The 20,096-nt window shown below is 52.9% G+C and carries 16 protein-coding genes; 12 read left to right on the top strand and 4 right to left on the bottom strand.

Features of this window, described 5'->3' with window-relative positions:
* The first annotated feature begins 55 nt into the window (after positions 1–55).
* The 11 genes from P8N76_25205 (at position 56) to P8N76_25155 (ending at position 11,855) form a co-directional block, all read left to right on the top strand.
* Positions 56–1,831, top strand: a complete 1,776-nt coding sequence (locus P8N76_25205) for a polyprenyl synthetase family protein (protein MDG2384994.1) — start codon at positions 56–58, stop codon at positions 1,829–1,831.
* A 40-nt stretch (positions 1,832–1,871) separates the two neighbouring features.
* Complete coding sequence (locus tag P8N76_25200) at positions 1,872–2,417, top strand: hypothetical protein (GenBank protein ID MDG2384993.1); 546 nt, start codon at positions 1,872–1,874, stop codon at positions 2,415–2,417.
* Positions 2,418–2,566: 149 nt separating this feature from the next.
* On the top strand, positions 2,567–2,794 hold the full coding sequence (locus tag P8N76_25195; GenBank protein ID MDG2384992.1) for a DUF3311 domain-containing protein: 228 nt from the start codon (positions 2,567–2,569) through the stop codon (positions 2,792–2,794).
* Positions 2,791–4,371, top strand: coding sequence for a sodium:solute symporter family protein (locus P8N76_25190; GenBank protein ID MDG2384991.1), 1,581 nt, complete (start codon positions 2,791–2,793; stop codon positions 4,369–4,371). The genes P8N76_25195 and P8N76_25190 overlap by 4 nt, the downstream gene beginning before the upstream one ends.
* Positions 4,372–4,680: 309 nt before the next feature.
* Positions 4,681–4,953, top strand: coding sequence for a 30S ribosomal protein S18 (gene rpsR / locus P8N76_25185; protein MDG2384990.1), 273 nt, complete (start codon positions 4,681–4,683; stop codon positions 4,951–4,953).
* 119 nt (positions 4,954–5,072) lie between these two features.
* Complete coding sequence (locus tag P8N76_25180; GenBank protein ID MDG2384989.1) at positions 5,073–5,489, top strand: thioesterase family protein; 417 nt, start codon at positions 5,073–5,075, stop codon at positions 5,487–5,489.
* A 12-nt stretch (positions 5,490–5,501) separates the two neighbouring features.
* Positions 5,502–6,434: a terpene cyclase/mutase family protein gene (locus tag P8N76_25175; protein MDG2384988.1), complete on the top strand. Its 933-nt coding sequence runs from the start codon at positions 5,502–5,504 to the stop codon at positions 6,432–6,434.
* Positions 6,435–6,530: 96 nt separating this feature from the next.
* On the top strand, positions 6,531–7,205 hold the full coding sequence (locus tag P8N76_25170; GenBank protein MDG2384987.1) for an ABC transporter ATP-binding protein: 675 nt from the start codon (positions 6,531–6,533) through the stop codon (positions 7,203–7,205).
* A gap of 28 nt (positions 7,206–7,233) precedes the next feature.
* Positions 7,234–10,758, top strand: coding sequence for an ABC transporter permease (locus tag P8N76_25165; GenBank protein MDG2384986.1), 3,525 nt, complete (start codon positions 7,234–7,236; stop codon positions 10,756–10,758).
* 92 nt (positions 10,759–10,850) lie between these two features.
* The gene (locus P8N76_25160; protein ID MDG2384985.1) at positions 10,851–11,501 is read left to right on the top strand and encodes a hypothetical protein; all 651 of its coding nucleotides are present in this window, start codon (positions 10,851–10,853) and stop codon (positions 11,499–11,501) included.
* A gap of 6 nt (positions 11,502–11,507) precedes the next feature.
* Positions 11,508–11,855: an amidohydrolase gene (locus P8N76_25155; GenBank protein ID MDG2384984.1), complete on the top strand. Its 348-nt coding sequence runs from the start codon at positions 11,508–11,510 to the stop codon at positions 11,853–11,855.
* On the opposite strand, the gene P8N76_25150 is transcribed toward P8N76_25155, so the two are convergent.
* From P8N76_25150 to P8N76_25135, 4 genes are all read right to left on the bottom strand, one after another.
* Positions 11,835–14,669: a hypothetical protein gene (locus P8N76_25150; GenBank protein MDG2384983.1), complete on the bottom strand. Its 2,835-nt coding sequence runs from the start codon at positions 14,667–14,669 to the stop codon at positions 11,835–11,837. The two genes, P8N76_25155 and P8N76_25150, sit on opposite strands and share 21 nt — an antisense overlap.
* A 61-nt stretch (positions 14,670–14,730) precedes the next feature.
* Positions 14,731–17,223, bottom strand: coding sequence for a DUF1549 and DUF1553 domain-containing protein (locus tag P8N76_25145; GenBank protein MDG2384982.1), 2,493 nt, complete (start codon positions 17,221–17,223; stop codon positions 14,731–14,733).
* The gene (locus P8N76_25140) at positions 17,223–18,602 is read right to left on the bottom strand and encodes a DUF1501 domain-containing protein (GenBank protein ID MDG2384981.1); all 1,380 of its coding nucleotides are present in this window, start codon (positions 18,600–18,602) and stop codon (positions 17,223–17,225) included. Before P8N76_25140 ends, P8N76_25145 begins: the two co-directional genes overlap by 1 nt.
* A gap of 252 nt (positions 18,603–18,854) precedes the next feature.
* Positions 18,855–19,541: a 7-carboxy-7-deazaguanine synthase QueE gene (locus tag P8N76_25135; GenBank protein ID MDG2384980.1), complete on the bottom strand. Its 687-nt coding sequence runs from the start codon at positions 19,539–19,541 to the stop codon at positions 18,855–18,857.
* 125 nt (positions 19,542–19,666) lie between these two features.
* Here P8N76_25135 and queF point away from each other — a divergent pair, with 125 nt between their 5' ends.
* Complete coding sequence (gene queF, locus P8N76_25130) at positions 19,667–20,026, top strand: preQ(1) synthase (protein MDG2384979.1); 360 nt, start codon at positions 19,667–19,669, stop codon at positions 20,024–20,026.
* Positions 20,027–20,096 lie beyond the last annotated feature (70 nt).

Genomic DNA, 20,096 nt, shown 5'->3' with positions numbered 1-20,096 from the left:
TGATGGCGAACGCAAGAAAAAATCACGGCGTCGCAAGACGGCCCATTTAAAGTTGGTGCCTGAGTCGCGTGAGTTGCGTGACGACTTGCGTCAACAATGCCGCGACATTGTCGCGAAAATCGACAAATCGGTTCCCCTGACCAAAGACAACATGGAGCAGATAGCTCGGGAACTGCTCGACAAACAAAAGCTGGGTGAAGGCTATTTGGGCTGGACGATGGTTGTACTTTCGTCCGTTTTTTGGGAAGAGCAAGTGGCCCACATTCCTCCAGAGCGACGCCTGTTCCTGCTGCCACACTGTCTGAAGCACGCGGAAGGCTGTCCGGCCGACTACGACGATTTCGGCCTTGATTGTAAAACATGTGGTGCCTGCAGCATCGCCGACTTCCGCACACTTGCCGAGGAAATGGGCTATCGAGTACTGGTCGCGGAGGGCTCTCCCGTCGTACTCAAGATTATTGTCAGTGGCTATGTTGACGCAATCGTCGGTGTGGCATGCTTGAACGTTCTTGAAAAAGCAATTGACAAAATACTCCTTGCAGGCATCCCGTGCATGGCGATTCCGCTCCTTTCCAGCGACTGCAGAAACACGTCGGTGGACGAGGATTGGGTGACGGAGATGATTAACATCCAGCCTCAGCGGTCGCTACAACCGACTCGCAGCTATGTTCACTTGATGCGGGCTGCGACCTCGATGTTCAACGACGACGAACTGGAACGATTAGCCCCCCGTTTACGGCCGGGGCCTCGACTGAACCAGGTAGATGGCCTGGATGCACTCGACCCAATCGCTGCCACTGAAGCTTTGTCCTACGACTTTCTCTCGAAAGGCGGCAAGCACGCCAGACCCTTCATCAGCTTGGCAATTCATGATGCGTTGACCGGGGGCCACGGCACACAGGCGGATGGAGCCCAGCACTTGGCAAAAGAAAAGCTCGACGCCGTTAAGCGTGCCGCAATGTCGATCGAAACATTTCACAAAGCTTCACTCGTCCACGATGACATCGAAGACGATGACAAATTCCGCTACGGCGAAGAAACAATGCATCGTCAATACGGAATCCCCACCGCAATTAACGCAGGCGACTACCTGATTGGCATGGGCTATCGATTGGTGAGTCGTGAAGCGGGCGAGCTAGGGCCAGATGTCACCGTTGAAATCCTGGATTGCCTAGCTCAAGCCCACCTCAAGCTGGCGGAAGGCCAAGGCGCCGAACTGGCTTGGCGGGACTCCAAGAATAAAGAACTCACACCGCTGGACGCACTTCGAATTTACGCGTTAAAGACGGCACCTGCTTTTGAGGCTGCCTTTTTCACAGGCGTGCGTCTGGCCGTTTCCTTAGACGATTACCGTCAACCCCTGAAACTATTCGCGCGTAATCTGGGAGTGGCCTTCCAGATTCTCAACGACCTAAAAGACTGGGAAGGCGACCAAAACAACAAGCTGGAGGCAGGTGGCGACACACTCCACGGCCGACCGACCTTGTTGTGGGCCCTGGCGCTCGAGGGACAGTCGCCTGAGGGTCGCCAAGAACTGCTATCGCTTGCCGAAAAAGACTGTGACATGCCAGCCGACATGCCAGCCGACATGCCAGCCTCTGAAAAGCTGGCTCGCGTCCGCAAGCTTTATGAAGAAGCGAAGGTTTTCGAAAAGGCTCAAAAACTCGTTGACAAGCACCAAGATCGTGCCGAGGCAATTGCAGACGAAATCAAGCCCGAAGAAATGCGTCGGCTCCTCTATTACTTGATCGATACCGTACTGGAACGGGAAGCCCAACAGCCGGCAGCCATCCTCCCCACCATCACCAATCTCACCCAGGCCGCTTCGTAGCCCGCCGACAGCTCCGCCACCGCAGCATCTGGTTTGACCGTTGAGCTCCCACGCACCGCCCCCTCCTGACCTGCAATCACTCGTCCAGCTTTTCTATGACAATCCCGATCATTTCGGTTTGTCCACGCGAATTGCCGGCCATGAATTGCCTCAACCTTACCGCCGACTGCTCGACCACAACGAACACATGACAGTAACGGTTGAGGCTCATCATCAGAGTGAAGTAGATGTCCAAGTTCTCTCCGTTAAACGCGAGCAAAGAACCTACTGCCGCAAAATCCTTCTCTCACGCCAATCCGACCAGAAGATCGTGCAATTCGGCATTGTTCGACTTCATCTCAGTTGCCTGAAAACCAAGGTCCGCGAAGAAATTGTATCGGAGTCGATCCCGCTGGGTCGCGTGTTGATTCAAAACAATGTGCTACGTGTCGTGGAACTTTGCCAGCTCTATCAAATCCAATGTGGAGCCGACCTTGCCAACCAGTTTGACGTGACTCCGTCAACGTTGACCTACGGCCGTACGGCATTAATCTACTGCAATGGTGAACCGGGCGTCGAACTACTAGAAATCGTATCACCGTGCTGAGGGGAACCCAAGCAGTGGGTCAAATGTCTCAATGTCAACTTGCAAGCTTTGCTTGACTGGCCTGGGAACACGCGATCAAGTAGACTACCCCCCTTGCCGACGGATTCCCACTCAACGGACACTCAAATGAATTCACGGGTCGTAAAGCGATGAAATACATCATCTGGGCTCTTGTTGTCGTCCTACTTTTAGTTCACCAAGACAATTGGTTCTGGACCGATGCCACCTTGGTTTTCGGTTTCATTCCCATTGGGCTGTTGTGGCACGCGGGTATTTCAATCTGCGCCGTGATGGTCTGGTATTTAGCCACGATTTATGCGTGGCCATCCCACTTGGAGTACGTCGAAGAACCCTCAACTGATGGAGAGGCGGAATGAAAGACGGACTGACCCAACTGGTAATCATTTGTATCTACCTTGCCTCGCTGCTACTGTTGGGCTTGATGGCGAGTCGAATGTTTCGCGGCACCAAGAAGGATTACCTTCTAGCCAGCCACTCGATCGGCCCTTTCTTATTGCTAATGTCTTTGTTTGGCACAACGATGACCGCCTTCGCATTGGTCGGTTCATCCGGGGAAGCTTTCAAGGAAGGCATTGGCGTCTACGGAATGCTTGCCTCCTCCAGCGGTATCATTCATTCGCTTTGCTTCTTTCTGATCGGTATCAAGCTCTGGTCCCTGGGACGTAAGTATGGCTATACCACCCAGATTGAATACTTCCGCGACCGATTGGATTCCGACTTTATCGGCATCTTATTGTTTCCAATCTTGGTCGGACTTGTCATTCCCTATTTACTCATTGGCGTCATGGCAGGCGGAACCGTTGTCCAAACCATGACCGCCGGTGCCTTTCCAAATTTCGAGGCTTTTGGCGATCCCAGCCCTGCCCGCCACGGAGGCATTCCCCCCTGGCTCGGATCATTCGCGATCTGTGCTGTCGTCCTCTGCTATGTCTTCTTCGGCGGCATGCGTGGCACCGCTTGGGCCAATGCGTTTCAGACCCTGGTCTTCATGGTATTGGGCTTGGTCACTTTTGTGATCATCGCCAAAACACTCGGAAAGCAAGACGACTTTCTGGAGAACCTACGAACGGTGACCTCCCGCGTCGAACTTGATAAAGTGACGCGCATTCACATGTCGAAAACAAAATTCTTCACCTATCTACTCGTGCCCCTGTCGGTAGGCATGTTTCCGCATCTATTTCAACATTGGTTGACAGCCAAGAATGCGAAATCATTTAAAGTGCCGGTCATTTGCCATCCACTTTTCATCATGATTGTCTGGGTACCCTGCGTGCTGATTGGTATTTGGGCCACCACCATCAAACTTCCTCCCACCGTTACCGCCAATGCCGTCTTGCCATTTCTCGTGAAGTCCCAAACCGGTCCCGTTCTATCAGGACTTTTGACGGCAGGAATCCTAGCCGCCATCATGTCATCGCTAGACAGCCAATTCTTGTGCTTGGGATCGATTTTCAGCAATGACATCGTCGGGCATTACATTGGGCACGAAAAGTTCAGCGACCGACAATCGATTTGGCTAGCAAGAACCTTCATCGTACTTGTCGTCATCGTAACTTACCTGCTGAGTCTGATGGGATACAAGAGTGTCTTTGCTATGGGCGTTTGGTGCTTTAGTGGATTCGCCAGCCTATTCCCGCTGGTGGTTGCCGCCTTGTACTGGAAACGGCTGACCGCTTGGGGCGCCTGCGCCAGTATCCTGGCGGCGATTGGCTGCTGGCTCTATTTATTCCGAGACGCCCAATTCGGCGCCGATCGCACCTATGCCCTCCGACTCGACCTCACTTGGATGAACAACTTAACCGGAATGGAATGGGCGATTTATGAGGTCATGCCAGTTGTGCTGATCTTCATTTGCTCGTTGATCACGATGATTGTCGTTTCGCTCATCACCCCGCCGCCGAGTAAAGAAACTCTGGCCAGGCACTTTGGTTAATTCAGAGAACCCGATTCTGCTGCCAGAACCCGATCCTGCTGCCAGAGCCCGATCCCTCCAGGAGAGCGGCGTAGGCGGCTTAAAATACGAAAACTGAACCCGGCCTCGCTGGCACCCGGCCTCGCTGGCACCCGGCCTGCTTAACGACAGTGGAGCTTCACCGCAGCTTCACCGCAGCTTCACCTAGAAGTTTCCAGCGCCAGAACCGTTTGCCGCCTGCACTTGCGTACCCTTGCCAAACGGATATAATTTCGGGATTGCAGTTAATCGCTCATTAACCCGCGGATAGATTGTCAGGACAAAACCTACATGGCCTTTAAGAAACGACCGGTTCGCTCGCGACGAAAGGCGCGCGCCCGAACGAAAGCAAAGAAGAAGGATCCGATTTTCGTCGATGGCAAACGGCCCCGTCCGATGTTCGTCGACTATAAGGACGTTGATCTGCTCAAGAAATTGGTCAATCGACACGGTCGGATCGTCGTTCGGCGCAAAACGGGTTGCTCAGCAGTAAGTCAGCGAGCAGTAACGCGGGCCATCAAACGGGCGCGTTTCATGGGGCTCTTGCCTTACGTTGGCGACTGACTCCTAGCTCCAATCGGACACAAAAGAATGGCTCGTCCTGCACGGGGTGAGCCATTATTCTTGCGCAGAGTATGGGTGCAAACAGATCGATTGATGCCAGGTACTCCCCCGAGATCACGATGGGCAATGCATTTAGAACAAGTCGACGCGTCGAATTTCGCGACACGGATGCGGCTGGAATTGCTCACTTTTCCGTCTTCTTTGTTTGGATGGAACAAGCCGAGCATGCTGCACTCCGCAGCATTGAAATGAGTGTGATGCCAAAGCACGAAGAGAATGCAGTCAGCTGGCCACGTATTTCTGCGTCATGCGACTATCGCAATCCGGTTCGGTTTGAGGAGCTCATCGATATCGAGGTGACGGTAACGAAACTCGGTAAACGCAGTGTCACCTACGATTTTCAATTTCTATGTAACGACCGTAAAATTGCGAGCGGCCAGATCACAACCGTTTGCTGTCGTCAAGAGGACGGCCATTGGTCCTCTACCGAGATTCCGACGAAAGTTCGTGACAAGCTCGAGGGGCTCGCTACGTAGCCGCTTGTCATCATGCTTTCTTACCTTGAATCCCTGACTGTTCGGCTTGCTCTCGCCACGGCGCAATTGCCGACAGAAGTACGAGCCAGGCATGCCCATTTCTTGACCGAATCGCAGCGGGATGACGGCGGATTCGCGGGGCGAGAAGGTGATAGCGATCTGTACTACACGGGCTTTGGCCTCAGAAGCATGGCAATCCTTGGACTGCTTGACGGAGAAATTGCTGATCGAGCTGCGAACTTCCTCCGAACGAGGATGTCTGGCCAGGAATCGATCGTCGATTTTTTTTCGCTGATTTACGGCGCGAATTTGATCGCCGCGGCCACGGGCCAAGACATCTTCGCCGCTGCTGCACCGAACTGGGCCGATGCAGTCGCCGAAGAACTAGAAAAATTACGGTGCGACGACGGCGGATATGCAAAAGGGGCGGAAGGCAAGGCCAGTAGTACCTACCACACCTTTCTCGTGCTACTTTGCCGCGAGCTGATTACGCGTCCAGCTGCTGAACCCGAACGAATTGTGAAATTCATCCTCTCTCAAGCAGCCGACGGAGGTGGGTTTCGCGAGATTCGTGTCAGTAAGCGGGCGGGAACGAACCCGACGGCCGCAGCAATAGGAACCTTGCGAATGCTGGGTGCATTGGAAGCTGAAACCTCGGAAGACACGATCGATTTCCTCAGTGACATGCAGGTCGAGACGGGAGGAATTCGCGCTAATTCGCGCATTCCGATCGCAGATACGCTCAGCACTTTCACGGGTGTATTGACCTTGATCGACTTAGCCGCCAAGGACGCCATTGATTGCCAGGCGGCCTTGGATTACTTCGCGGGAATGGAACGGACAGCGGGCGGTTTCCACGGCGCCGAATGGGACGAAGCCTGCGATGTTGAATACACGTTTTACGGGCTGGCTGGTCTAGCGCTGCTGCAAAGCGAACTCGGTTAAGACACAAACTGGTAGCCAAAGCAAGAACTGACCTGATAACCTATGAGCACATGCGTTGTTGCTCTCATCACTCCCCCAATTTCCCTTGTTGTCGCCATGCCTGACCTCGTCATTGAACATCTTTCAAAGTCGTACGAAACTCGAGGCAAATCCCTAGGGATCCTCAATGATATTTCGTTTGAAATGTCTCTGGGTGAGAACCTCGCAATCGTTGGCCCTAGTGGTTCGGGCAAAAGCACTTTGTTATATATCGTCGGCGCCTTGGAACGTCCCAGCTCCGGCCAAGTCCGTCTTCAAGAGCAAAATGCCTTCACGCTGGGCGACCAAGAACTGGCAGATTTCCGGAATCAGCGGGTGGGCTTTATTTTCCAGGATCACCACTTGCTGCCACAGCTTTCCGCTTTTGAAAACGTACTAGTGCCGACGCTTGCGCAGGGCAAATCGACCGCGACAGAAATCAATCGAGCCAAAGAGTTGCTCGACCGAGTGGGCTTATCTGACCGTTTAAGTCACCGCCCAAGCGAACTTTCTGGCGGCGAACGACAACGAGTGGCCATTGCTCGAGCATTGATTCACCAACCCATGCTACTTCTCGCCGATGAACCAACTGGCAATCTGGACCGCTCAACGGCTGACGCCGTAAGCGACTTACTGTTGGATTTACAACAGGACAAACAACACAACACGATGATGATTGTCGTCACGCACAGTTCAACGCTCGCCGCACGACTACAAAAGTGCTACGAGTTGGACTGCGGGCAAATCAAATAAACAAAATTGCATCCGCAACGATCAGCGCATGGATACACCCCACAAATTCGACGGTCGTCAGTACGCTCTCAAGAGCTTGCTACATCACTGGCAAGTCAGCTTGGCAGTAATGCTGGGGATCATTACAGGCACCGCGGTCCTGACCGGCGCATTGATTGTTGGGGACTCAGTCCGTGGAAGCCTCCAGCGATTGACAATCGAACGTCTTGGCAAGATCGATGAAATCCTGATCGCAGACCATTTCTTTGCCGCCGAACTTGTGCAAAGAATTCAGTCCGATCCGCAGGCATTGGCGGGTTTTGAGTCGGCACAGGGAGCCATACTATTCAGCCAAGCGAGTGCAGAACATCCCACAACCGATCAAAGCTTTCGGGCCACAAACATCACGGTGATCGGCAGCACAGAGACGTTTTGGAATTTGGGAGATATCCAGACAAAGCCTACCCGAATCCCCAGTGGGCGAGAAATCGTTTTAAACCAGCCACTCGCCGATCGTCTTCAGGCCAAACTTGGCGACACACTCATCTTACGACTCGCCCAGGATAAAGCGATTGCGGCCGATAGCACACTGGCCGACACCTCTGACTTAACACGGAGTCTGGCAGAACTCAAGGTAGTCGCGATTGTTCCTGCAGAAGGACTAGGGCGATTTTCACTCCAAGCGAATCAAGCGACCCCATTCAACGCATTCTTGCCACTGGAGACGCTCCAGACAGCCTTGGATCGTCCGCACAAGATCAACGCGATTCTATTCGCGGGCAAACGGCTTGACCTTGCTCCTGATCCAGCCAGCGTCGCCCGACTGAAGGAGGCAATTCGTCCAACGCTAGACGATGCGGGGCTGATTCTGAAACGTGTCGAACGTCAATATTGGAATGAGGGACGCAACTCCCCGGAAATCGCCTACCGCTATTACAGCCTCTCGACCGACCGAATGGTATTCTCGGATAAGGTCCACGATGCAATCCTACAAGCGCTGGGTGAGTTCGACGTGCAGCCGGTGATGACTTATCTGGCCAATTCGATTGCCCAAACTGGCCAAGCCGACTCCGATCAGGTGATTCCCTACTCCACCATCACCGCCGTCGATTCGACCGCGCAACTCGGCCCACTGATCGACAAACAGGGCGAACCAATCGCGCCTCTCCAAAATGACGAAATTGTACTGAACTCCTGGGCGGCTAATGACCTTGATGTCCAACCTGGGGATGAAATTCAGATTTCTTTTTTCGATCCAGAAACAACACATGGCGAAACCCGTGAGACAACGAGAGCGTTTCGCTTGCGAGAGATCGTGCCACTCACGCCCCCCTTGCTACCCTATACGGACGATACCTCCGCGCGATACGTAAGTCCACCGTCAGCAGCCACAGACCCAGACCTAACTCCCAGTGTTCCCGGCATCACGGATCAAGCATCAATCGATGAGTGGGACCCTCCTTTCCCATTCGACTACCGTCGGATCCGAAACCCCAAAGACGAGGATTACTGGGACAACTATCGAACGACCCCGAAAGCATTTATTAGCTTCGCTACCGGCCAAGATTTGTGGCGTAGTCGGTTCGGGCAGACCACTTCTTTTCGATTACCGATCGATAATACGGTCAACGAAGAACAAATTCGCCAGCGAGTGAGCCAAGTGATCAACGCTCAACTTGAGCAATTCGGTTTTCATTTGTTACATGTCAAATCAGATGGCCTTCAGGCTTCATCGGGAACTACTCCTTTTAGTTTACTTTTTCTTGGATTCAGTTTTTTCATCATCGCCTCTGCCATCATGCTCGTGGCGCTGTTGTCTCGCCTTGCCGTTGAACAACGAGGTCGAAATGCCGGCCTGCTGCTGGCCGTAGGCTTAACGCGCAAACAAATGACCCGCTTGTTTCTCTATGAAGGATTTGGCCTTAGCGTGGGGGGCGCCCTGATCGGTAGTCTCCTCGGTATCGCTTATGCCAATCTGATGCTGATCGGTCTCAAGACCTGGTGGGTCGAGGCAATCGTCACGCCGTTCTTGGAATTGGTGATCAATCCCTGGAGCCTCATACTGGGTTTGTTGGGGGGAGTTGCAGCATCGCTCCTAACGTTAATTGCCACCTTGCGGGGATTGCGGCAACTTTCTGTGCGGCGCCTGCTCAGCGGACGAGTCACCGCAGACGTAACGATTGCCGTTCGCCGTCAATGGTTCTACCTGCCTCCAGTCCTGTTGTTACTTGCCCTCGTGCTGGCGATCCTGGCGACCCGCCTCGCGGGCGAAGCGCAAGCGGGGGCTTTCTTCGGTAGCGGTGCGATTGCGTTGATCGCAGCCTTCACTTGGACATCGCAACGTCTGAAACAACTCGCTGTTGGGGGGAAGGACCAACCAGAGAAGCTCAACATCTGGCGGCTTGCCCTAAAAAACCTCGCTCGCAACCCCCGCCGCAGCACGCTCACCATTGGCTTGATGGCTGCGGCATGCTTTCTGATCGTGGCCATCAGTGCTTTTCGGCTGAGTCCCACCACGGAAGGAACAGGTGGATTTCAGTTATTTGCGCAAACGGATCTGCCGATCTTTGAAAACCTCAACGATCCAACGGTGCGGGTTGATGTAATGGGCTCAGCGGCCGGGCCACTAAACAACTCCACGTTTTTTTCCTTCCGCCTTCAGGGAGGCGACGATGCGAGTTGTCGCAATCTGTATCAATCTCAGCGTCCGCGCGTCATCGGCTGCCCGCCAAATTTCATCGAGCATTTCAACAATCCAGAAAAAACCGCATTCGGATGGGCTGCCAGCGCTGGCAACGATCCGACAACGAAGGCCAATCCCTGGCTTTTGCTTGACCAGCATCTCGAATCCGCGATTCCCGTTGTCTTGGACAAAAACACTGCGATGTACAGCCTGCATCTTTACGGAGGCATCGGTGAACGATTTGAAATCGATTATGGCGCAGCGGGGACTGTAACCTTCGAAGTCGTCGGCTTGTTATCTAACACAATCCTGCAGGGAGCATTGATCGTCAGCGAAGACAATCTTCTCAACGTATTCCCCAACATCAGCGGATATCGCTACTTTCTCATCCACTGCTTACCTTCGCAAACCGATGAATCGGCTCGTTTACTGGAAGAAACTTTCAGCGACCAAGGTTGGACAACCACCGAATCGACTGATTTTCTACAAGAGCTGCTTGCGGTTCAAAACACCTATCTTTCTACCTTTCAAAGCCTGGGAGGATTGGGGCTATTGCTGGGAACTTTTGGCTTAGCCGCGGTGCAGTTACGAAATGTTTTTGAACGCCGACACGAACTGGCCCTATTGCAGGCAGTCGGATTCTCCAAGTATCAGCTGGCCCATCTTGTCCTCGGCGAACATCTAGTGCTCCTGCTTGCCGGTCTGGGAATGGGATTAGTCGCAGCACTCATCGCAGTCGTACCACACGCTTGGTCGGGTGGGGCAAAACCACCTTGGTTCACGGTATTCAGCATTTTAAGCTTGTTGCTGATCGTGGGAGTGATCACGGGTGCCATGGCCATCTACCGAGTTCTCACCACACCAACACTTGAAGCGCTTCGCGACGAGTAAAAGTCCCATTTCGATCACTAATTAGGTCGGTTGGGCGGATCGCAGTTGCGTGGTAGACTACTCGACTTCCCCTTGCTTACGGAGATTTGTCGATGAAAGACATCGTTTTCGCATTACCTGGAATCGCTCTTACGATCCTTTGTTGGGGTGCGTATGGCCCCATCTTGCACAAAGGCGGACATGGGCTTGGCGACGATCGGCTCAAGCCATTGATCTGCGTCGGCGGAGCCTACTTCATTGTCGCCATCATCGTTCCGGTCATCATTCTCAGCAGCCGCGGTAAACTGGGCGGTGACTGGAGCTTCTCAGGCATTTCGATGAGCATGCTCGCTGGCACAGCAGGTGCCTTCGGTGCTCTTGGCATCATCCTCGCATTAACCAGTGGCGGCAAACCCATTTATGTCATGCCACTGGTCTTTGGCGGTGCCCCAATCATCAATGTCTTGGTGTCGATGTATTTTCAAGGAACTTCTTGGAAGAACCTGGGAGCCCGTTTTCCATTCTTCTTAGCGGGGATCATTATGGTCGCGATTGGCGCGTCGATGGTGTTGGCTTTTGCTCCCAAAGGACAGGCCGCAGACAAGCATCATGCGCCTCCTGCCAAGTCAAGCCAGGAATCAACATCCGCCTCGAAAACCAAAGAGTCGCCTGCGACGAAAGAGACCGGAGGATCCCATTCGGCCACAAGTTCTTCAACAGATTCGAAACATGTGGATAATTCCTCGGAAGAAAATCTGTCTTGAATTCCAATGCACAACCCTGAAGAGACGATGCACCGGATCGATGCACTCCTGAGCCATGTCTGGATGGTGCGTGCGTTCCTGAAACACAGCGAAGAGGCGGAGGAAGACGAGGAGCTTTGTGAGGTTCATCGTTCCCTCTATGACTACATGCTTGCCCTGGGGGGACCACTCAACAGTGGAGACGCAGAGGCCTATCTGCGACAGGCAAAAAAAAAGCTGCGAAAGCTAAAATCGGCAACCGAATTATTCTGCGAAATACAACCTGAGATCTCGCAACACACAAATTTCCAAATGGCGGTTCACTCCCTTACCGTTGCCGTACAACAAATTGATTCACTCTTGAACGACGCCTAATTTATTCGCTGCGGTAGCGAGCGAATCTTGATTTGCAAGAACGCGCAACAGCACGGGTCGCGAGGTGGGTCGGCCCCCGGCATTCGCCTCGATAAATACCAACCGCTCCGTATCTTCCACCCACGATTCGGCCGAAATGAAGATTGTGCGTTCTGACTGTGATTCGGTAATGAGTACGCCATTCAAACCAATATTATCGACATACACACCATGAGGCGTGTTCATCACCGCCTCTTCCCCCCCAAAACCAACCCGTCCGGTATGCCCTTTTCGGTCGATGCGAATGTGAGCAGTGGTGGTCGTCCCTGCCTGAATCTCGATCACCGGCAATTCAGCGTCTTCACCCTTCGCCGAAAAATGCACAAACAATTTCGGTGAATCTTCAAGCTTGATCTCACCAAGCGAGCCCACTTCTTTGGTTACTGATTTTCCATTGATCATTGCAGTCGCGGTAACACGGGATTGTTTGGCAACCTCGACATCACTGAGTTCCGCATCGGGCGAGGCCATGATCGTACCCCAACCACGGAGTTGCCCCGCCTGAATCACAATCGGTTGACCAACCGAAAAACCGGGCGGCAAACGATCAACAGCCACATGAACCTCACCATCAAATCCATCGATCCTCTGCAACTCCACGCCAAACTTACGACCGGCCCCCTTGGGAACACTTGGATTTGCACCACTAACCGAAACAGTAAAGTCGGGCATGGGGCGTCGCAGGGACAGTTGATATTTAAATGCGGCGCCGTGTAGGCGCCGTACATCTTCGACGCGTACGATGTATTCGCCATTCCTGGGAGCCTCAAAACGAAGATACGAGTCCTTCCCAAAGCGTCCGCGGCTCTCGTCATCATTTTCATAATTGATAATAAAGGTCGGCAATCCGTTGGGAGGCAGCTTGGCGTTCGGTGCAAACGGTTCGACAACGTAACAGGGTTCATGCAAGGCATGGGTAATTGAAGTCGTATCGAAGAACGTGTGACGTCGTCCAAAGTTAGGGTAGACATTGAAGCCTGAGTCAGGGCCCCGTGGATAATGGTAAAGCTTCACGATTTCGCCAGACGCATAGAGGTACTGATTGAGCTCCATTTCTTCCCAATTATGTAAGCGAAAGTCTCCCGTTTGCGTCGAATCTTTACCACGAAATGTGAAATAGGAATCACGAACAGCTCGCATCTGGACACGGGGGATCGGTTCTCCCCGTTGATCCAACACCGCAATGCGTGTGTCAAGCGGCGAGTCATCGCGGGCAGCTTTCGTTTCGATTACCAATCGGTCGCCACTTTTCGCGACAAACCGAAACAAATCAACATCAGCAGTCCCAGCTTGACTCCAGATTGTTCCCTGAATGCGGCAGGGAACCTGCACCGCCTGAGCGCTGCTAATCTGATCATTCGCTTCCTGCTCAGCAACTTCTCTGACTTCCTCGCTTGAGTTTGCCTGCGAGAGAACGGTGGACACATTCTGTCCGGGCCGATCTTCGGCTGGTCTCGAAGTTAGAAAATCGCTGACGAGCATTCCGCCATCCATGCCTCCTACGGCGACTTGATGTTGATCCTGTCTCAGAGCAAAGGCCTGAGAAAAGCCGGTGCCTGCATCAATTGTCTGCTGTTGAGTCAAATCAGTAGCATTCCAAACCTTCAGTTTCCGATCGCCCGCCAGACTGACCACTTGCTTGCCATCGGCAGTGAAACGGACTCGCTCAATCGTTTTATCATGGGCAAAACGCGCCATCAGCAACGGATTGATTCGAGGCTTTTCGACCGAAAGGAGCCGCCAGAGTCGGATGCGATTATCTTCTCCCCCAGCGATCACAAATCGACCATCGGGACTGATATCGACCGAATTCTGCTCTTTGAGTGGCTGGCTCAGCGTATCCAAACGTTCGCCAGAAGCCACATTCCAGATTTTGACTGTCGCGTCGGCACTGGCAGTTGCTAACACACGCCCATCGGGTGAGAAGGCCAAGTCATAGACGGGACCATTGTGCCCTTTCAACTCACGCAGCTTTTCCCCATCACGAAGATCCCAGAGGATCACCGTTCGATCGTAGCCAGCTGTCGCCAGCCGCTGGCCATCGTTGGTTGCAACGGCCGCATAGAGCACATCACGATGCCCTGCCAAACGACGAACCCTCTGCCCCGTGCGAACATCCCAGATTTGAGCTTCTCCGGACAGTCCGGCAATTCCCGTAGCGGCGATCAAATAGCGACCGTCACGGGTAAAATGCACATCGTTGACCTTGCCGGGATGATCACTTAATTGCTGAATGAATCGATGATCGTTGGCCGTAACCAAATCCACATTTTGAAACCGGGCAACCGCCAAAACCTGACCGTCAGTCGAAAAAGCCATCGATGTGATCGGTTTCGGAGTCAGGCTGGGAGCAATTTGAGGTGTATTCAATTCTCGCCGCGGCGGTTGACTTATATTCGCCAAGGATCCGTCTATTTTCGCTCCTGTCTCAATCCACCGTTTGAGCAAATCAATTTCACGTTGACTCGGTTGCGTTTGATCCTCCGGCGGCATCCGCGGTTCCATCGTCCCGTTAACAACCCCAAGCAATCGGCTGGCTGCAGCATTTCCGGGTTGTATTAGCGGACCCTCTTCAGAGGGTTGCACCAACGTCGAGTAGGACTCGAGCGATAAGTCACCTTCTAGATCGTCGTCGTTGTGACACCCCGTACAATACCGATTCATGAGCGGCATAATGTCTTGGTGCCACTCGAGCGACTCAGCTGCTATCAACGAGCGAGCGTAGGCCAAAAGCCAAAGCAATGCGAGGGTCCTGACAATATTTTGAAGTCGCATGCGCGAATGCCTTTGATGTAAGAATGGATGCGAGGGATACGTTCGATCTGCAAATCATTTCCTAGTGATTGAACAAAAACTCTCGAGTACTCATGATGCTCCAATACAGATCTTCGAATGCCGTGATGCGTTGATCTTCCGGTGTTTCTTGAATCATCTGCGAAAGCCCTTCGACCTCTTGTTGAGTCGGCGGGCGAGACAAGGTACTGACAAACGCACGATGAATGAATTCCGCCAGGTCCAACTCATTAGCGACCGATTTCTGTACGCAACTGTTTGGCTCCCGCAAACGTTCGTTGATGGTGACACCGTTACTGATGTGCAACACCTGCACCAAGCTGGGCGTGTCTGACCGTTCACACTCGCAGGTAATATCTCGTTCGTTACGACCGAAACTTTTCAGGAATTCAGAAACGACAGCCGAATCGTGCAATTGGATGGCACGGGTGCCGAGAGGGTAGTCAGAAGTATTTTGAAAATCACTTCCGTCGTATCCGATCTGAGTAAACTTTGTCGGCACTTCAGTGACTTGTGAAATCGCATCCAGCAATACTTCGGCAGAAAGTCGTCTAGGATAATAGCGACTGAAATAGTGACGATCGTCCTGATTGCCGGGCAGTGGCTGACTGGATCGTTGATAAGTTTCGGAGATTAAGATCTCGCGAATCAAACTTTTCAGATCGAAATCACGTTCGACCAGGAACTGACTCAGCTGATCGAGCAGTGGTTCATTTCGAGCAGGATTGGAGACACGCAAATCGTCGACGGGCTCAACGAGTCCTTTCCCCAGCAGCGCGGCCCAAACTCGATTAGTGATCGCGCGACGAAAATAGTCGTTTTTGGAGGAGGTCAGCCAATCGGCTAAAAAGTCCCGTCGATCCCCAGTCGCAGCCAGCGGCAACGGCTTTCCGTCCAAAGGAGTCGGGCGTTGGGCAATTCCGGTCAAAGGCTGGATGAGCTCACCCTGATTTGCAGCAAACAGCGTACGAATCCCATCTCCGCTTCGAGCGTCGCCTCCCCACCCCTTCGCTTTGACTCGCGAGAAAAAATTCGCCATCGCATAGTATTGATCATTGGTCCATTTTTCCAGCGGATGATTGTGGCACTTGGCACATCCAATCGAGAGGCCCAAAAACGCTTGGCTTACGTTTTCGGTCATATTCTCCGGATCTTGATGCAACGCATAAAAATTGGTCGCCCCATTCTCAATGCTACTCCCTTTGGCAGTAACAATCTCGCGAACCATCTGATCCCAAGGAGAATTATTCGCGACGTGATCGCGAATCCAGGCGTAATACGCGCGGACGGCTTTCGGTCTCAATCGACGACCGTTGACCAACAGCAGATCCGACCAACGATGACTCCAATAGTCAACATATTCGGAACGGGCTAACAAGTCATCAATCACGCGATCTCGCTTATCAGCACGTTCATTTTCAAGAAACAGCTGAACCTCATCGCTTGTTGGCAGTGTTCCAATCGTGTCAAGATAGACCCGCCTGAGAAACTCGGAATTCGTTGATCGAGGCGAGGGTAGCAGATTCAGTTCCTTGAGTTTTTCGAGCACTAAGTCATCAATAAAGTTTCGGCGAGGCGTTGCCGCATATCGATCATCGGAAATCTGGTTGGGAAATGGCGAAGAAAGACGCGTCAAAGCAAGCTGGCTGGAAAACCAAACGACAATTGCCCCATCGCCATTGCCAATAATTTCAACGATGCCCTCGGAGTCAACTCGAGCCACGGTTTGATCAGAAGAGGAGAACATGGCCCAATCCGTCACGTCTTCCCGCAAACCATCCTCATATTCTGCCGTGACAATCAAACGTTGTCGGTCCCCCGGTTGCAGCCGTATTAACTCGGGCTGAATATGAATCGTGCTGAGTTTGGAATCATTCTTCGATGGCCCCGATGCACCATTGGTGACCCATTCGACCAGCACACGATAGTCACGAGATTCTGGGGGAAGTCGCATTCCGCCCTGATGGCGAATCATTCCGGAAGGTTTTGCCACTAACAAACTTCGTCCGGGGTCCGAGAGTTCGATCCGGCGTCCACGAGCCGCTTGCGTGATGGCATGATAGTCGCCGTCTGGGTGGTAACCTCGCAACGACAATCGGAAACCTCCCTTGCCGGCAAGCGCCCCATGGCAGGCCCCCGTATTGCAGCCAGCTCGGGACAAAACGGGCAGCAGATGACGGGAAAACTCCCAATCCGTCTTCTGGGTCGCACCGATCACGCTCACCTCGACAGTCGCTTTCCCCAGTTCCCCCGTGGCGGTAAGCGTCGTAAGGCCGTCAGCCACAGGAAAAAGCTGTCCGCCTTCGATCCGCGCAATGCCTAAATCACTCACCTTCCAAACGACCTGTTCTGTCACATCTCCGACCGATTGCCCGTCCTGAATTTGCTCGGCGAGCACGCGCTGCACCGAATCATGTCCGGATAAGACAATCGCGTTGTCGGGAAAGATTTTGATTTCAGCACGAAGGCAAGTCGTCAGCAGAAGAACCACAAGCAGACTGAGAGTCAAATTACAGCGGGTTCCGCATGGGTTCATCACGAAAACAGCTCCTTAATGGGCTCATTGCCAATATCAACGAGAGGAAACGGACGCCCGGAAGGTCCCGGAAGGTGTCCGTCGGTGTTCAGACCTAGCCCACGAAAGATCGTGGCAACGACTTCAGCAGGTTGGGTGGGACGATCGGCAGGCACTCCACCAATCGGATCGCTGGCACCGACCACACGACCTCCTTGAACGCCTCCACCTGCAAAACTGACCGTAAAACATTGTGGCCAATGATCTCGACCTCCAGCCGGATTAACTTTCGGCGTGCGCCCAAACTCGGCTAAGCAAGCCACCATCGTGCTGTCCAACATACCTCGATCAACGAGATCTTCGAGCAACGCACTGTACGCTTGATCGTACATTGGTGCGACAATGTCACGCATCCCTTCGATCGATGTGAAGGGTTTCGAGCCATGGATATCCCAAGTGATCTCATCGAAAACGGTCAGAAACGTATTGATGGTCACAAAACGAACCCCAGCCTCGACCAGTCTGCGAGCAAGCAAACAACATTGACCAAAGCGATTTTGACCGTAACGTTCCCGCACCTTTTTCGATTCTTTGGAGAGATCGAATGCTTCTCGAGCTTGCGTGCTAGTCATCAAACGATAGGCGGCCTGAAAATTCGAGTCCAGTAAACGAGCATCTTCACTTTGCTCGAAGTGCTCGACCGTTTGATCAACGATCTCGCGCATGCGACGGCGACGTTCCAGTCGAACCGTTCCGATTTCTGAGGGCGGCAAGAGATCGGGCACCTTGAACTTGGGCTGGGAAGGATCTGCCATCAACGCAAATGGATCATGGGATTTCCCCAGAAAGCCACCGGCTTGGCCATTTGGAAGATTTCCTCCGCCGCGTCCCATGAGTTCGGGTAACACAACAAATGGAGGTAGGTCCGTCTTGCGTCCACGCAAATAACTGACGACTGCTCCGGGATGGGGCGTTTCAACTCCACCACTAAACTGGCGACCCGTTTGCATCATTTGCCAACCGGCGTCGTGCACGGCAGCCGAAGTGTGATAGCAGCTGCGCACCAATGAAAAATGATCAGCCACTTTGGCATGTTGCGGAAAGATTTCTGAAATCTCAATCTCCGGCGACACGGTCCGAATTGGCTTGAACGGCCCTCGTATTTCAGCCGGCGCATCGGGCTTCATATCGAACGTATCGAGCTGGCTCGGAGCGCCCAGATTGAAGATCATGATACATGATCGATCATCGCCCTTCGGATCGACGGCTCCTTGCTCCCGAGCTTGCAAGTATTGAGGAAGTGACAAGCCAATGGCACTTAATGATCCGACTCGCAAGAAATCTCTCCGAGTCGTTCCAGAACAGGTGTAGGCTTTTCCTTGAGCGTGAAACTCCAACATCGTAGGCTCTCAAATGCTGATGGATGTCAACGAATAGGTTTCTGTACAAGGTCCGGTCACGAACCACACAGGTCAATCGAATGTGGCCGGATACAAACAAGGCCACATCGCGAATAGGAGAGCGCGGCCCGCACTCTCAGCCATCAGCATAACCTGCCGAAAGTCAACCCGCAAAGATCGAAGTCAACCAAGCCGCCAAACGATCATTTCCCGATGAATTCAGGCGAGATCCCACCGCGATCGCCGGTCAATCTAGGTCCCTCGCAAAGCCCCAAACCATTCGATATGTCGACGAGGGCAGAAACGAAATCCGTGTTGCCGACAATCAGGCTCAAGCCAGCGTTGCAATTCGAGCAGGCGCTGCTGATCGCAGCCCTCCGGCATCAGCATGACACGGGATCGATCAATATGGGGAAACAACCCAAGATACGTAAGCACCTCATCGAGGTCCGCGGGACTCCCAACAACGAACTTAAATTGATAGGAGTATTCGTCAACTAATTGACGAATGGTCTTGGGAACATGGCGGGAATCTTCGTGGCGTTGGTGCCAACGGGGCGAATCTTTTGCCGAAGGAGTAGAATTTGAAAGCTTGGGACTGATCGACATCAAATCGCAAGCCAGCGGCAAATAGAGAGTGCCGGCCGTCTCGATGGTAATGTGCATCCCCAACTCGCGAAGTCGCTCACAGAGTGGCACCAATTCCGCGAAGAGCATCGGTTCACCACCCGTCAGAACCGCATGCACCGCATCCCATTTAACCACCGCTTCCACGATTTCGTCGACCGAAAGATCCTCCCCTTCGGGATTCCAGGAGGCATAAGGGGTGTCGCAATAAACACAGCGTAAATTGCAACCGCTGGTGCGCACAAAAACACTGCGAGTGCCGGTCAGAGCACCCTCACCTTGAATCGATTCGTAAATCTCAGCTACACGCATTGGTTTCGCTTTTCCGGCCCCTTGGCACCACCCTGTCCATCATGACAAAATGAACTTGCGGCGCAAAGGAGCAAACAACTCCACGCGTCAAATCGCCGATCGACAAAAAGCCCTTGGAGCACCTAATGCCTGACGATTTTAAATCGATGCTTGAACCGTTTAACAACACATTCCCGCAACGGGACTACCAAATTGAAATCGTGTGCCCCGAATTTACATCCGTATGCCCCAAAACCGGCCAACCTGACTTCGGCACGCTGACGCTCAACTACATTCCTAACCAGTTGTGCGTCGAGTTGAAAAGTTTGAAGATGTACCTGCAACAGTTTCGCAATGAGGGTATCTTCTATGAAAACGTTACGAACCGGATTCTCGATGACCTTGTTGCTGTCATTCAACCCCGTCAAATGACGCTCACAGCAGACTTCAATGCACGAGGCGGGATTACGGCAACAATCACGGCGCGATATTCGGCTGAAAACTAGGCCAACCGCTTCAGCTTGCAAGAGGCTTCACAAGAGTCTCATGGTCAGTTGCCCGCTGAGGGCAGGTGGC

It is taken from the genome of Pirellulaceae bacterium, from assembly GCA_029243025.1.
Classification (GTDB): domain Bacteria; phylum Planctomycetota; class Planctomycetia; order Pirellulales; family Pirellulaceae.
This window is presented reverse-complemented; position numbering and strand designations above follow the sequence as displayed.